Origin of the sequence: Enhydrobacter sp. (assembly GCA_025808875.1) — a bacterium.
GTDB lineage: Bacteria > Pseudomonadota > Alphaproteobacteria > Reyranellales > Reyranellaceae > Reyranella.
The window spans coordinates 2,264,955-2,280,256 of the sequence record CP075528.1 but is presented as its reverse complement, the minus strand read 5'-3'; the positions used below and the strand labels follow the sequence as shown (position 1 = coordinate 2,280,256).

Sequence of the window (15,302 nt, the reverse complement as noted above, 5' to 3'; positions counted from 1 at the left end):
TCGGACGCATTCCTACCGGGCGAGAAGCGCGTCGATCTCGCCGCGCAGGCGGGTGAGTGCCCACTGTGCGTAGTTCGACATCAGGTTGAAATGGACCGGTTCGAGGTCGATGGGTTCGAGATGGGCGCCCACGTCCCTGATCCTGATTCGACCGTCGGCCGAGCCCGTCATGAACGTGCCCAGGTGGGGAAAGCGCGAAAGCGGCGCTTTGGGATCCGACTCGGCCCGCTCGAGGATGTCGCGCGCCCGAGGATGGAGTTCGGCCTGCCATGCCTTGGACGGCGTCGAGTAGACCCAGAGGATCTCCACGCGATATCCGCCACGAATTCCATAGAAGCGGTTCTCGAGGACATCGTAGGTGCGCCGGCAATACGCGACGCCGGCAATCTTGCCGATGAACTCACGACTGTCCGCCCCTGCCGGAAACACAAAAGACCGCAAGTCATTCTCGGTCAGCCGGCCCTGCGGCGCTGGCCTTCCACGCAGCGTCGGAGTGGCGGCAAGTTCGGCCGTGATCCTGAGATCCCGCGCCGTCGGCTCGAAATCGGCAGCACGAAACACCTGCCCCGATTCCTCGCCGAGCCGGCTGACGCCGGACAGCAGCGCCTGTGGATCGGTCGCAGTGAGCCCGCCCGGTGCCGGGACTCCGAACAGGACGTGGAAGGTACTGTCGAGGGCGAGGCCGCCGGGCGCTGCCGGCGCGACCTTGATCGGCGTCTCAGTGTTGGCGAAGACGATGATCTTGCGAACACCCCGCTTCAGCAGCGGAATGATCCCGAAACTGTCGACGTAGCCGCCGTCCCCGAAGGGGCGCTCGATGGTCACTGGCTTGCCCTGGAACTTCACCGGCCACGTCCGATAGCGCGGAAAGACATCCAGCAGGTCGGTCGCGGACTTCAACCCGGGAATTCGCACCCCCGGCGGCAACTTGGCGACGGCGTCGGCGATGTACTGGACGACGAAGGCCGGGGCAGCCCCGGAGGTTCCCATCGCATCCGCCAGCGACAGCCGGTGGTAGTCCAATCCCGGACTGACGACGATCCCGCCATCCTGCTGCGGAATGGGCGCCAATGTATCCCAGCCGATGTTCTCGACATAGCCGCCGCCGACATTGAGGCCGGCCTTGCCGCGCGAGTGGCGATGGATGCCGCTGTACATCGGCGTGAACTCGACATGCTCCCAGTTCAACAAGCCGGTCAGCGAAGCCACCGAGACCGCCTGGTCCGGGTTCGGCGCCTTCCAGTAGTCCTGGTTCATGCAGCCGCTGACGCATTGATAGGGACGCGGTCGGGAGACGGCGACGAAATCCTCGGCCGTCAGTCGCGCCGCCAGCCTGCCGCCATTGCGCGCGACGATCGATGAGATCTGCTCGGCATTCCACGCCATGTAGCGATTTCCGTCGAGCCCGATGGGCTTCAGGAAAATCCGCTCGAGTTGCCGACCGTAGACCTCGGAAACATTGTCCAGGCCGAACTCGATATTGAGGAAAGGCAGCTTCAGGGACTTCGAAAGATCGGCAAAACGCTTGCTCAGGTAGGCTCCAGCGAGCGTCGAGAGGATCATGTCCGCCTCGCAGATCGAGCGGCCGGCCTGGCCAAGCGATCCTGTGCCGTTCGGTGCATCGAGTTCACCTGGCGGCAATCCTGCCCCGAGATACTGCTGGTCGGTCATGTCGCCGGCCGGCAGATAGGTGAACGGAAGCGTCGCCCAAGTGCCGCCCGAGTTGCTGCCGAAATAGCCGATGCGATCCATCAAGCGCATCGACAGCAGCGCCCTCAACTGACCGATCGAGTGGCTCGCCGACCGAGTGCCGCCGCCCGAGAAGGCCACGCCGAAGTCGCCGTTGGCGCGGATGCGCGGATCCGATGCCTCAGGAAAGCGGAAATTGGCCACATCCGTCGGGAACACGCGAACGTCGAGGCGTTGCGCCGCCGCCGCGAAGCTGTCGCGTGCACGCACGACCCGCTCGCGGACGTTCTGTCGGACCTCGTTGACACCGTCCCGCACCCTGCCGGCGGCGGCTTCCGCGCGGTCGCGCGCGGCGTCGCGGACCTCGTCGACCTTGTCGCGCACCCGCTCGGCGGCATCGCGGGCCTTGTCCGCGGCATCGCGAATTCTCTCCCCGACGCGCGCTGACTGTGTGGATTTAGCCATAGTGTCCTCCCTTGATTCAGGACTTTTACAATCCGCACATTATATGCGTATTTTTAGACTGTCATCTTTTTTCAGTCTCAGATTGATCACGCCCACGGGCGCAGCGGCGCGCGATGATCCGCCATGCAGGATTCGGAACGGCGGGATCCACGAATGAAGGTGTCCGAACGCGTGCTCGACCCCCGGCCCAGGCCGATCAAAGGCGACGTCGACGAGCCCTTCCGGCGCTCCGTTGCGTCGCTGGCGGAACAATTGACGGCCCGTCCTGCGGCCCCTCGGCCAGACTTCGATGACGGCCAGACGGCGCCGAAACCACGCGTCGTCCGTATCCATGCAGCGGACGGGCCGTCGACCGGGCGCTCCTTGATATGGGCTGGTGGATTCAGCCTGGGCGCGGTCGCCGGCGCGGCCGCGATCTACGCGTTCCTGACGGAACACTCACCGGAAATCGCTCTTGCAAGCCAGCCTCCGCCGGCATCAACGGCTGCCTCTCCCGCACCTCTTGAAACAGCACCGCCCCCCGCCCTTCCCGCGTCGCCGGCTGCCGAAGCAGTCGTCGTCGCCGCACCCGCGCCTTCACCCGACCCGGCGCCGACGATACCACGCCCAGACCCGCCATCATCCGAGCCCGCAGGCGCTCTCGCCCGCTACGAAATTATGGAACTGCAGAGCCACCTCAAGGAGCTGGGCATGAACCCCGGCCCACTCGACGGCGTCGCCGGCGGACAGACCAAGGCCGCGATCAAGCGATACGAAGCGGCCAACGAGCGGCCGCAAACCGGGACCGCCGATCGAACGCTCCTGAAGACCCTGCGCGAAGCGACACGGTCGCGGTAGCTGCCGCGAGCCGTTGCGTGCGGGCGGCGTTTGCCCTCTAGTGCCGCCCGATGCGTGCCGTCGCTCCTCCGGTCTTCTTCCTTCTCCTGGTGCTGCTCGGTTTTCGAATCCACGGCGACTACGGCACGCATTTCGACGACCCCAACGGCCGGTACCTCGCCCAAGTCACGTCGCGCTACGTGCTCGAGACGCTCATTCCGTCGCGCGTACCGGAGCAAGCGAAGACACTGCCGCCGTTGCATGAATACGTCGATCGCGACTACGGCGTCGGCGTCGAGCTGCCGCTGCTGGCGATCGAAATACTGGCCGGCGTGCGCGACACGCGCGACATCTACGTTTTCCGCCATCTCCTGCTGTTCCTGCTGGGGGTCGCCGGGACCTATGCCGTCTACTGGATGGCAGCGCGGCGTTTTCTCGACTGGCGGATCGGGCTCTTGGCCGCCCTGCTCTTCGTCGTCTCCCCACGCACCTTCGCCGATTCCTTCTACAACTCCAAGGACGGCGCGTTTCTCGCCGTGTTCGCCATGGCCCTCGCGACGACGGTTGCCTTCGTGCTCCGCCCCGCCCCGGCAACCGCGCTTTTCAACGCCCTTGCGACGGGGCTCGCCGTCGACGTGCGGCTCGTGGCGCTGGTCCTGCCCCTCGGCGCCACTGCCCTGCTGGCCGTCCGCCTGCTGAAGCGCGAAGTACCGCTCGCGCGCACGGTGGCCGCGCACGCCCTCTATCTTCTGCTGGCGGCGCTGGTGGCCATCGCCCTCTGGCCGTTCCTGTGGACCGATCCCATCGGGAACTTCGCCTATGCCTTCGAGAGCATGTCCAAGTTCCGCTGGACGTTGAACAACATATACATGGGCGAGCTCGTCCATTCCTCGAAACTGCCCTGGCACTACATCCCGGTCTGGATTGGCATCACGACGCCCCTCCTCTACCTCGCGCTCTTCATCGTGGGCGTGGCCGCCATCCTCTGGGCCATCCTGCGCCGCGGGTTCGGCCTGTGGCGCGACGAGCGGGAACTGCAGGACATCCTGTTTCTCGGCGTGCTGGTCTCTCCCGCCGCCGCAGCCATTGTCATGCAATCCATCCTCTACGACGGATGGCGCCAGATGTTCTTCATTTATGCGCCCTTCATGCTGATCGCCATGCGTGGCTGGATGCTGTTCTGGAACGTCGTGCCGGGACGCGCGCTCGTTCGTCCCGCGCTCGGCGCGGCGACCGCGCTGTCGGTCGCGCTCACGGCCGCCTGGATGATTCGCGTCCATCCGCTGCAGAATGTCTACTTCAATGCGCTGGCCGGCAGCGACCTGCGCACGCGCTGGGAGCTCGACTATTGGGGCATGGCCAATCATCTCGCCCTCGACTACATCCTGCGCCATGACGACAGCCCGGTGATCTATGTGCGCACCGACGCTGTCACCCCTGTCTACTCGGCTTTCAACATCATGAAGGCGAAAGACCGGGCGCGCCTGCGCTTCGGTGACGGCACAAAGCGGCCAGAGTATCTCGTTACCAACTACCGGTTCACGAACGTCGGCGACAATCCCGATCAGAGCGACGCGCGCTACCTCGAGGATTACACCCCCTTCTGGAAGCTCGAGATCGACGGCGAGGTGATCTTGGCGGTGTTCAAGCTGAAGGACCCGGCGCCGTAGCCGGGCCTCAGGGTTTCGCCTCGTTCGGGTCGCCCCCGGCCATCGGCCGTTCCTTCCTGTGCCGAGTCAGCAGGGTGAAGAAGAGCGGAACGAACAGGATCGCAATGAAGGTCGCGGCGAGCATGCCGCCGATCACGCCGGTGCCGATCGAGTGCCGGGCCGCCGATCCGGCGCCCGTGCTGATGGCAAGCGGCAGCACGCCGAGGATGAAGGCCAGCGACGTCATGATGATGGGCCTGAAGCGCAGGCGCGCCGCCTCGAGGGCCGCTTCCTGCACCGACAGGCCCTGCTGGTGGCGCTGCGCGGCGAACTCGACGATCAAGATGGCGTTCTTTGCAGCGAGGCCGATCAGGGTCACCAGGCCGATCTGGAAATAGACGTCGTTCGCCAGGCCCCGCAGCCATATCGCGAGCAGCGCGCCGAGCACGCCGAAGGGCACGGCCGTCAACACGGCGAGCGGCAGCGACCAGCGCTCGTACTGAGCGGCCAGGATCAGGAACACCATGACGATGCCGAAGGCGAAGCCCATGAAGCCCGTACCCGCCGTCGACAGCTCCTGGTAGGCCGCCCCGGTCCAGCCGATGGTGAAGTCGCTCGGCAGGGTCTCGGCCACGAGTTGCTGCATGACGGCGATGGCCTGGCCCGACGAATAGCCCGGCGCCGGGCTCCCCAGCACCTTGGCGGCCGGGAAGATGTTGAAGCGCTCGACCGTATCGGGGCCGAGTACGCGAGTGAAGGTCACCAGCTCGTTGAGCGGCACCATGGCGTTGTTGTCGGAGCGCACGAAGACGTGGCGAAGGTCTTCCGGCTTTTCGCGGAAGTCGGCCTCGGACGACAGGCTGACGCGGTACGTCCTGCCGAACAGCGAGAAGTCGTTGATGTAGAAGCTGCCGAACGAGGCCTGCATCGTCTCGAAGATCGAGTTGATCGAGACGCCGATGGCGCGCGCCTTGTCGCGGTCGACATCGGCCTTGTATTGCGGCACGGAAGTGGTGAACGTGGTCGAGACGCCGCGCAGTTCCGGCCGCTTGCTGGCCGCCTCGACGAGCTTTGCCGCCGCCTGCGCGAGATCGTTGAGCGAGCCGCCCGATCGATCCTGCAGATAGAACTCGAAGCCGCCGGTCACGCTGATGCCCTGGATCGGCGGGGGATTGAAGCCGATCACGACGCCGTCGCGAAAGCGGGCATTGAGCGCGCCCAGCGCCGGCGCCACGTTGCGCGCGTCCTGCCTGGGGTCCTTGCGTTCCGACCAGTCCTTGAGCGTGATGAACGATACCCCCGAGTTCGATTTCTGCGCCAGCGACAGCAGGTCGAAGCCCGAAAAGGTGACCACGTTGGCCACCGCTGGATTCTCGCGCAGCGCCTCCGTCGCCAACCGGCCGATCTCGCGCGTGCGCACCACCGAGGCGGCGGGCGGTAGCGCCGTCACCATGAACACGTAGCCCTGGTCCTCCGCCGGCACGAGCGCGTTGGGCACGCGCTGGAACAGCACGACCACGATGCCGATGACGACGAGAAAACCCGCGATGCCAACGGCGGCGCGACGGATGAGAAAGCCGACACCGGCCGTGTAGCGCCCGGTCACCCAGGCGAAGAAGCGGTTGAAGCGCGCGAACGGCCACCACGGCTCGCGATGGCCGGGCTTGAGCAGCAGGGCGGCCAACGCCGGTGTCAGGGTCAGGGCGACGACGCCCGAGATCACCACCGACACTGCAATCGTGACGGCGAATTGCCGGTAGAGCTCGCCAGCAAGCCCACCCAGGAACGACACCGGAATGAACACGGCGCAGAGCACCAGCACGATGGCGATGACCGGCCCCGTCACCTCTCGCATCGCCTGCAGTGCCGCGTCGCGCGGAGACTTCCCACCCTGCGTCATGTTGCGTTCGACGTTCTCGATCACGACGATGGCGTCGTCGACGACGATGCCGATCGCCAGCACCAGGCCGAACAGGGTGAGCATGTTGATCGAGAAGCCGAGCAGGTACATGCCCGCGAAGGTGCCGATGATCGACACCGGAATGGCGATGATCGGAATGATCATCGCGCGCACGCTCTGCAAGAACAGGAAGACCACGAGCACGACCAGCACGATCGCCTCGGCGAAGGTGGCCGCCACCTCGCGGATGGAGACCTCGACGAAGCGCGTGGTGTTGAACGGGATGTCGTAGCGCAGGCCGACCGGGAACCGCTTGGAGATGCGGTCCATGGTCTCCTTGACCGAATGGGCGACCTCCAGGGCATTCGCGCCGGGTTGCAGGTAGACGCCGATCGGCACCGCCGGCGAGCCGTTGAAGGTCGCCGAGAACCCGTAGCTCAGCGCTCCGAGCTCCACCCGGGCCACGTCTTTCAGGCGCAGGGCGCCGCCGTTCTCCTCGGACCGGATGATGATGTTCTCGAACTGCGTGCGGTCGACCAGCCGCGCCGGCGTCGTCACCGAATAGGTGAAGACCTGCGGATTGGTCATCGGCTCCTCGCCGAAGCGGCCGGCGGCGAATTGGGCGTTCTGCTCGCGCACCACGGCGGCGATGTCGGCCGGGGTGAGGTTGTATTGCGCGACCTTGTCGGGCCTGAGCCAGATGCGCATCGAGTAGTCGGACGCGCCGAACAGCGTCGCGTCGCCGACGCCGGGCAAGCGGCGCAGCTCGTCCAGCACGTTCACCAGAGCGTAGTTGCTGATGAAGATCGTGTCGTAGCGCCCCTCCGGCGACGACATAGTCAGCACCTGGAGGATCGAGGTCGAGCGCTTCTGCACGACCACGCCCTGGCGCGCCACCTCGCCGGGCAGCAGCGGCAGGGCGCGCTGTACCCGATTGCTGACGTTGATGGCGTTCTGGTCGGGGTTGGTGCCGATCTCGAAGGTGACGGTGAGCCCCATGGTGCCCGAGCCGGTCGAGGTCGAGCGCATGTAGATCATGCGCTCCACGCCGTTGACCTGCTGCTCGAGGGGCGCGGCGACCGTCGCCGCGATGGTCTCCGCCGTCGCCCCCGGATAGGTCGCCGAAACGACGACCTCGGGCGGCACGATCAACGGATACTGCGACACCGGCAGCACCCGGATCGAGACCAGTCCCGCGAGGACGATGACGATCGACAGGACCGATGCGAAGACGGGTCGATCGATGAAGAATTTCGAGATCACGGCTTGGCGGCCGCCGGGACCGCCGTCTGCGACGGTGCGATGGGCACGGCACGCACCGGCTGGCCCGGTCTGACGCGGATCACTCCGTCGGCAACGATGCGGTCTCCGCCCTTGAGGCCCTTGCGCACGATCCAGCCATTGTCGAGTTCCATGTAAAGACGGACCTGACGCACCCGCGCGACCTGGTCGGGTTCGACGACATAGACGAAGGCGCCGAGCGGGCCTTGCGAGATCGCCGCCTTGGGCACGACGATGGCGCGTGGCATCGAGATTCCGTTGATCCTGATGCGCACGAACTGGCCGGGCAGCAAAGCCCGGTCGGGATTGGGAAAGACCGCGCGAAACAGGATGGTCCCGGTGCGCGGATCCACGGTGCGCGAGCGCGTATCGATCTTGCCAGCGGCCGGATAGCGGGCGCCGTCGCCGAACTGCAGCTCGACACCGACTTGTTCAAGGTCGATCGGTTTCTCGTTCTCCTCGTCGATGGCGTTCAGGCGGCGCAATTCGCTGTCGGTGATGGTGAAGTTGACGTAGGCCGGATCGAGCTGGGTGATGGTCGTGAGCACGGTCTGCTGTGCCTGGATCAGCGTGCCTTCGGCCGGCGACACCAGGCTGGTGGCCCCGGTGACCGGCGCCTTGATGGTGGTGAACTCCAGATTGAGGCGCGCGGTGTCGATCTCCGCCTGGGTCGACTGGATCGTGGCCCGCGCCTGGTCGCGTGCGGCGATGGCATCCTCGAGCGCCTTCTGCGTCGCCACCTTCTGGCCCGCCAGCCCCTCGACCCGCTTGTAGTTCTCCTCCGCCTGGGTGAGCGCGGCCCTGGCCTGCGCCGCCTGCGCCTGAACGCGCGACAAGGCGGCCTCGTAGGTGCGCGGGTCGATGCGGAACAGCACCTCGCCCTCGCGCACGGTGTCGCCTTCGCTGAACTCGCGCTTGAGCAGCACGCCGCTCACCTGGGCGCGGATCTCGACGACGCGAAAACCGGCGACCCTGCCGGCGAACTCCAGCGGCAGCGGCACCTCGGCTTCCTTCAGTTCAACGACGCCGACCTGCGGTGGCGGCGGCGCGGCCGGGACGGCCGGCGGCGCGGCTGGCTTGCCGGTCGACCACCAGATGCCGACTGCGACCAGCCCAATGGCGACGACGGCGCCTACGGCGCGCCAGAGCCACGCAGGCGGCTTCACTTGCGCTCCAGCCTGTATCCCAGGGCGCGCATGCACTGGGCCTGCCGATCCTGCATCGCCAGGCCGCTGTACGGATCGTTGCCGAAAGAAAAGGAACTCTGCCGCGCCTGATCCTCGCATCGATTGGAATCGGCAACGCGCTGCTGTTCGCTGGTGTCGGGTCGCGTCCAGTGCTCGACGGTGCAAGCCGACAGTGCGGGCAGCAAGAGGAAGAAGGCGGTACGTCTCATGGGCACTCGCGCAACCTAGGGCTTCGTCGGCGCCCAACCATAAACCTTCGACAGCGTGCCGCCCATCAGCTTGGTTCGATCGCCGTCGCTCAGCCGGTCGGTCACCCGGAACGAATCGACCCCCTCCTTGTAGGTGAGGAGGTTGACCGCCCGCGTCCAGTCGGTCCCCCACATGCAACGATCGAGCCCGAAGGCATCGAAGATGCGGCCGAGCGGCGCCCAGATGTCCTTGTAAGGGAACTTCTCGTGGCTGAGCGTGCAGGCCCCGGTGATCTTGACCGCGATGTTGGGGTGGGGCGCGAGCGCCACGAGCTTCGCCACGTCGGCCCAGCCGTCGGCCGGCGCCGGCGGCGCGAACGGCTGATGCAGGCCGATATGGTCGATCACGATCTGCGTGTTGGGGTTGCGCTTGGCAAGTTCGCCAATCTGTTCGAGCCTGCCCCAGCACAGGAGATTGACCGGCAGGTCGTGCCGCGCCGCCTCCGCCAGCACGCGGTTGATGCCGGGATCGGTGGGGTCCCTCGACACGTCCGGCCGCATCATGATGCGGATCGCGACCGTGCCCGGCATCTTCGCCCACTCGGCGATCGTCTCCCCGACCTTGGGATCGGCCGAATCGACCGGCTTGATGACCGCGAACCGGCCAGGATACTGCTTCTGTACCGCGACGGCGTAACTCGCGTCCCAGCGGTACATTGTGAACACCGACACCAGCAGGGCGCCATCGACGCCGACCTCGTCCATTGCCTTGACCATGTCGGCGCCGGTCACCTCGGGTGGTCCCGCGAGAGTCTCCACCCAAGGCCGGCCCGGATGGTTGCGCTCGTAGCAATGAACCTGCGCGTCGATGGTCGGCATTTCTCGCCCTCCTGGCCGATCATCATACCCGCCGGGCGGCCCAACGGCTTGCCCTTTTGCCGCGGTTGCACGGTTCGCATGGCGAGGGTGCGCCCACCAGTGGAATTCGAAGGCGGCTGCAACAGGTCGCGCCGCGGCGGCGTTCTCCTTGCACCACCCCAAGCAAGGAGACCCGTCATGCTGTTGAAGACATCGACGATCGCCGCTTGTGCGCTGGCCTTGTCGGGAGCGGCCGTCGCCCAGGGAGTGTCCCCCGCTCCCGGCGGCGCGACCGGCGCGGGCCCGGTCGAGAGCATCGGGACGACCACGCCCAACGCCAACGCCACTGCGCCGGGCACGAACTCGTCCAGCGTTCTCTCGCACACCAACAAGTCGCAAAGCGCCGCCGGCGAGTCGGGCAGCGCCTACACTCCGCAGGCCCAGCGCATGTACTCGAGCGACCAGGCCCAGACAGGCCCAACGAGCCAAGGCGCGATACGCGGCCGCACCGGCGTGGTCGATCCGTCGGCGCAGGGTCCGAACCAAGTCTACATCGTCGACGAGTACGGCCGGCGCTACAATCGCGAGGGCATGCGGATCCGCTGATCCGCCACACGCTCAAACGGCAAGCCTCTCCGGCGCCCCCGGAGAGGCTCTTGATTGCGGCGGGATCGCGGCGGTTGCCGGCGTTCCACAGAAACTTTCGCGCCCAGGTCGCGTTCCTTCGGCATCAAGTCAGGGAGAACCGACATGGTGAAGCATACGATCGTCCTTGTCGCGGCGCTGGCAGTCATGGCGCCGGCCGTCCTGGCCCAGACCTCGCCAATTGCCAATCCGGCGTTCGATCGCCAGCGGGCGACGACGCATGAACTCGCGATGATGTCGCCGCACGGCTTCATCTACGACGAGTTCGGCAACGTCTACGACGAGCGCGGTCAGCTCATCGCTCCGCGCCCGCTGCGCCGCTGACCCTTGCTGCCGTCCTCTCCGGCGCCCTAGTCTACGCCGGGGAGGACGCTGGTTCATGCACGACAAGGTCGACGTCCTGATCGTCGGATCGGGAGCGTCGGGAGCGGCCGCAGCCTGGAGTCTCGCCGACACCCGCATGCGCATCCTCTGTCTCGAGCAGGGCGACTGGGTGAAGCCGACCGACTATCCGAGCAACGGACGCGACTGGGAGGCGCGGCTGTTCGGCGACTTCGCCATCAGCCCCAACCGCCGCGCGCGGCCGACCGACTATCCGATCAACGACGCGAACTCGCCGATCAAGGTGGTGAACTTCAACGGGGTGGGCGGCAGCACCATCATGTACACGGCGCACTACCCGCGCCTCAAGCCGTCGGACTTCAGGGTGCGCTCGCTCGACGGTGTGGCCGACGACTGGCCGGTCGACTACGCGACGCTCGAACCGTTCTTCGCCGACAACGACCGCATGATGGGCGTGTCGGGCCTCGCCGGAGATCCCGCCTACCCGCCCAAGCATCCGCCGATGCCGCCCCTGCCGCTCGGCAAGTCGGGCCAGCGCTTCGGCCGCGCCATGAACCAGCTCGGCTGGCACTGGTGGCCATCCGACTCGACCATCGCGACGATCGACTACGACGGCCGCGGTCGCTGCCTCAATCTCGGCCACTGCACCCCGGGCTGCGCGCAGGGCGCCAAGGCCAGTACAGACATCACCTACTGGCTGGCGGCGATCCGTGCCGGCGTCGAATTGCGCACCTATTGCCGCGTCCGCGAGGTCACGGTCGGACCCGACGGGCTCGCGTCGGGCGTCGTCTACTACGATCGCGACGGCGAGGAGCACTTCCAGCCCGCCGAGCTCGTGATCCTCGCCTGCAACGGTGTCGGCACGCCGCGGCTGATGCTGAACTCGGTGTCCGCCCGCTTCCCCGCCGGCATTGCCAATTCGAGCGGACTGGTGGGCAGGAACCTGATGCTCCATCCATATGCCCAGACCTACGGCTATGTCGACGAGCCGCTCGACGGCAATCACGGCCCGCCGCTCTGCCTGTGGAGCCAGGAGTTCTACGAGACCGATCCGTCGCGCGACTTCGTGCGCGGCTATACTTTCCAGTTCGGGCGCGGCATCCAGTCGATCATGGAAGCCATCACCAGCACCGCCGCGGGGCGCCTGCCGTGGGGCGACGACCATCACCGCGTCTACCGCCGCCTGCTCAACCGGCGCATCTACCTCTCGGCGATCTGCGAGGACCTGCCGGAGGAGCACAATCGCGTCACCCTCGATCCCGAGCTCAAGGACGGCCACGGCATTCCAGCACCGCGCATCGACTATCGCATCGGCGACAACACGCGGCGCATGATGGCCCACGCCCACGCCCGCGCACGCGACATCCTCGAAGCCGCCGGCGCCTCCGACATCGGAATCGAGAGCCCGATCCTCAACGGCGGCTGGCATCTCCTCGGCACGGCACGCATGGGCGACGATCCGGAGCGTTCGGTGGTCAACGGCTGGGGGCGCTGCCACGACGTGCGCAATCTCTTCCTCATCGACGGCAGCATCTGGGTGACGTCGGGCGGTGTGAACCCGACCTCGACCATCCAGGCGCTGGCGCTCCACATCGCCGATCAGATCAAGCGACGTGCGGCCGACGGGACGCTGTTCGATGCCTGACTCCCTGACACAGGACGATGCCCGCCAGCTCCGGGCGCTGACCGCCCTCATGATCCCGGCAAGCGCCGAGTACGGTGTGCCGGGTGCGGACGATCCTGCGATCTTCGCCGATATCCTGACGAGCGTCGGCCGCGACCTCGCCGACATACGTACCGCGCTCGCCCATCTCGCGACGCTGGCCGGAGGCGACTTCGCCGCCCTGACCGACGCGCGCCGCGCGGAAGTGGCCGCGCTCTTCAAGGCCGAGGGCGGCGCCCCGCTGTTCGCCCTCAATCGCCTGGTCCTGCTCTGCTACTACCGAGACGATCGCGTCATGCGCTCGCTGGGACAGGAGCCGCGCCCGCCCTTCCCCAAAGGCCACGTCGTCGAACAGGGCGACTGGTCGCTGCTCGAGCCGGTCAAGCGCCGCGCGCCGTTCTGGCGCCGGCCGGACTGATCAGGCGGTCTGCTCCTCGCTACGGTCGGTCGCCGGCGGCGGCGTGCGGCCGAGCGCGCCGATCTCGGCGCGCAACTCGGGCGTCATCTTCACCTCGGTGGACGCCAGGGAGTCCCTCAACTGCTCGACATTGCGCGCACCGACGATCGGCGCGGTCACCACCGGATGCGCCCCCACCCAGGCGATCGCGGTGCTCACCGGATGCAGGCCGCGTTCCCTGCAGAAGGCGACGTATTTCTCCGCCACCTCGACCATCCACGGCATGCCGTAGCGCCGCTTGTACATCTTGTTGCTGAGCAGGCGGCCCGACGCCTGGCCGGAATACTTGCCCGACAGCAGGCCCGCCGCCCCGGGGCTGTAGGGGATGACGCCGAGGCCGCTCGCCTCGGCCTGCGGCAGGATCTCGACCTCGGCCTGACGCTTGACCAGATTGTACATCGGCTGCGTGACCTGCAAGCGCGACCAGCCCATGCGTTCCTGGATGTCGAGCGCACGCTGCGTCTGCCAGGCCGCCCAGTTGCTGAGACCCGGATAGATCACCTTGCCCGCCCGCACGAGATCTTCCAGCGCCCGCATCGACTCCTCCATCGGCGTGAGCGGGTCGTACTGGTGCAGGAACAGGACGTCGATGCGATCGGTCTGCAGCCGGCGCAGGCTCGCCTCGACGGCACGCACGACATGGCGCCGGTTGACGCCGCGCGCGTTGACGTCGGGCCCGGTCGGATTGAAGCACTTGGTGGTCAGCACCAGTTCGTCGCGGTGATCCTTGGCCAAGCGGCCGAGAATCTCCTCCGAGCGGCCGCCATTGTAGGTGTCGGCGCAATCGAAGAAGTTCACGCCCGCGTCGCGGCATGCCTTGTACATCGCCGCCGACGTCGCCTCGTCGGCGTCCCCGCCGAACGACATCGTGCCGAAGCAGAGTTCCGAGACCGAGATGCCGGTGCGGCCGAAAGGCTTGGTTTTCATCGTCACTTCCTAACACGCCGGCGCAGGCCGATCAGCCCGACCGCCAGCGCCAATGCGCCGCCGATCAGGAAGCCCGCGCCGTAGCCGCCGGTCGCGGTGAGCGCCACACTGAAGGCGAGTGGCAAGCAGAAGGCGCCGGCGTCACCCCATGCCAGAACCGCGCCCGTCGTGGCGCCGATGCGGCCGGGCGGCGACAGCCGCGCCACCTCGGCGAGCAGCACGCCGTGCCAGCTCACCGCCGTCACGCTCATCGCGCAGGCGATCGCGATCGCGGCCCCGATCGGCCAACCGGGCGCGATGACCGCCGCGAGCGCCGCCGACACGGCCATCGCGATGCCGAGCAGTGCCAGCAGCAGCGCCGGCCGCACGAAGCGCGACGCCAGCCAGCCCCAGAAAATGCGGGCCGGCACCGCGATCGCGACGGCGATGGCGAAGACGAGGCCCGCCCGCTCGAGGTCGTAGCCGAGCCCGCGCACGAGATAGAGGACGAAGAAGCCGGTGAAGAGGGATTGCAGGCCGACGAAGCTGAACATCGCGAAGCACAGGGCCCGCAGTGCCGGGTCGCGCACCACGCGGGCGATGTTCGCCCCGATGTCGGCGGACGACAGTTTCTGGCCGGGAACGCGATCGACGTCGAATCGCGCGCGCAGGGGCTGCAACGCCCCCACGGTGAACAGGCAGAGCCCGGCAATGATGATCAGCGTCCAGCGCCAGCCGGCCTCGACGACCAGCATCGGTGCCACCACACCCGCCAGCATCAGCCCGGCCGGCACGCCGGTCTGCTTGATCGAGAACACCAGCGGCGCGAGGCGCGGCGGCGACAGACGGCCGAGCAGGTGCGAACTCGACGGCGTCGAGATCGCCTGTCCCAACCCGCCGACGAAGGCGCCGAGCGCGAACAGCGGCAGCCAGCCCCCGGTCGTCACGGCGAGCCCGATGCCGAGACCGAGCATGCCGACCTGCGTCATGCGCAGCGCGCCGTAACGCAAAATCAAACCGCCGCAGCCCACGGTCGTCAGGAAGCCGGCCACGGAGCCGATGGCGAGATAGACCCCGACCAGCGCCGGATCGACGTCGAGGTCGGCGACGATCGCGGCGGCGATCAGAGGCACGGCCGAGCGTCCGAGCGTCGCCAGGGTCTGCTGCGCCGTCATTGCGCCCAGGGCGAGGTACAATGGAGAAATCGAACGGGCTCCTGCGTCGCGGGGCGCCACAGTACGACAGGGCACGGCGCG

13 protein-coding genes are annotated in these 15,302 nt (G+C 67.2%); 6 read left to right on the top strand and 7 right to left on the bottom strand.

All coding sequences use genetic code 11. From position 1 onward, the window contains the following. Positions 1-12 precede the first annotated feature (12 nt). Positions 13-2,154 carry a hypothetical protein gene (locus tag KIT25_11230; protein ID UYN97469.1) on the bottom strand — a complete coding sequence of 714 codons (2,142 nt, stop codon included), beginning with the start codon at positions 2,152-2,154 and terminating at the stop codon, positions 13-15. Between the two features lie 153 nt (positions 2,155-2,307). Between KIT25_11230 and KIT25_11225 the strand changes: the two genes are divergently transcribed. Both KIT25_11225 and KIT25_11220 read left to right on the top strand, forming a co-directional pair. Next, positions 2,308-2,991 (top strand): peptidoglycan-binding protein, encoded by a 684-nt coding sequence (locus tag KIT25_11225; protein UYN97468.1) that lies wholly within the window; start codon positions 2,308-2,310, stop codon positions 2,989-2,991. Between the two features lie 50 nt (positions 2,992-3,041). Then, on the top strand, positions 3,042-4,640 hold the full coding sequence (locus tag KIT25_11220; protein ID UYN97467.1) for a hypothetical protein: 1,599 nt from the start codon (positions 3,042-3,044) through the stop codon (positions 4,638-4,640). A gap of 7 nt (positions 4,641-4,647) precedes the next feature. Here the strand turns inward: KIT25_11220 and KIT25_11215 are convergent, their stop codons facing one another. The 4 genes from KIT25_11215 to KIT25_11200 are packed head-to-tail and all read right to left on the bottom strand — an operon-like array spanning position 4,648 to position 10,054. Beyond that, positions 4,648-7,779: a multidrug efflux RND transporter permease subunit gene (locus tag KIT25_11215; protein ID UYN97893.1), complete on the bottom strand. Its 3,132-nt coding sequence runs from the start codon at positions 7,777-7,779 to the stop codon at positions 4,648-4,650. Then, a complete protein-coding gene (locus KIT25_11210) occupies positions 7,779-8,966 on the bottom strand; it encodes an efflux RND transporter periplasmic adaptor subunit (GenBank protein UYN97466.1) in 1,188 nt (395 codons plus the stop codon). The genes KIT25_11215 and KIT25_11210 overlap by 1 nt, the downstream gene beginning before the upstream one ends. Beyond that, positions 8,963-9,196, bottom strand: coding sequence for a hypothetical protein (locus tag KIT25_11205; protein UYN97465.1), 234 nt, complete (start codon positions 9,194-9,196; stop codon positions 8,963-8,965). The genes KIT25_11210 and KIT25_11205 overlap by 4 nt, the downstream gene beginning before the upstream one ends. 15 nt (positions 9,197-9,211) lie before the next feature. Further along, positions 9,212-10,054: an amidohydrolase gene (locus KIT25_11200; GenBank protein UYN97464.1), complete on the bottom strand. Its 843-nt coding sequence runs from the start codon at positions 10,052-10,054 to the stop codon at positions 9,212-9,214. A 177-nt stretch (positions 10,055-10,231) separates the two neighbouring features. On the opposite strand from KIT25_11200, the gene KIT25_11195 reads away from it, so the two are divergent. The 4 genes from KIT25_11195 (at position 10,232) to KIT25_11180 (ending at position 13,101) form a co-directional block, all read left to right on the top strand. Then, positions 10,232-10,639: a hypothetical protein gene (locus tag KIT25_11195; GenBank protein ID UYN97463.1), complete on the top strand. Its 408-nt coding sequence runs from the start codon at positions 10,232-10,234 to the stop codon at positions 10,637-10,639. Between the two features lie 144 nt (positions 10,640-10,783). Continuing rightward, positions 10,784-11,002 (top strand): hypothetical protein, encoded by a 219-nt coding sequence (locus KIT25_11190; protein UYN97462.1) that lies wholly within the window; start codon positions 10,784-10,786, stop codon positions 11,000-11,002. A gap of 55 nt (positions 11,003-11,057) precedes the next feature. Next, positions 11,058-12,665 carry a GMC family oxidoreductase gene (locus tag KIT25_11185; GenBank protein ID UYN97461.1) on the top strand — a complete coding sequence of 536 codons (1,608 nt, stop codon included), beginning with the start codon at positions 11,058-11,060 and terminating at the stop codon, positions 12,663-12,665. Then, the gene (locus KIT25_11180) at positions 12,658-13,101 is read left to right on the top strand and encodes a hypothetical protein (GenBank protein ID UYN97460.1); all 444 of its coding nucleotides are present in this window, start codon (positions 12,658-12,660) and stop codon (positions 13,099-13,101) included. The genes KIT25_11185 and KIT25_11180 overlap by 8 nt, the downstream gene beginning before the upstream one ends. On the opposite strand, the gene KIT25_11175 is transcribed toward KIT25_11180, so the two are convergent. Beyond that, on the bottom strand, positions 13,102-14,067 hold the full coding sequence (locus KIT25_11175) for an aldo/keto reductase (GenBank protein ID UYN97459.1): 966 nt from the start codon (positions 14,065-14,067) through the stop codon (positions 13,102-13,104). Positions 14,068-14,069: 2 nt separating this feature from the next. Beyond that, the gene (locus tag KIT25_11170) at positions 14,070-15,242 is read right to left on the bottom strand and encodes an MFS transporter (protein UYN97458.1); all 1,173 of its coding nucleotides are present in this window, start codon (positions 15,240-15,242) and stop codon (positions 14,070-14,072) included. Between the last annotated feature and the right edge of the window lie 60 nt (positions 15,243-15,302).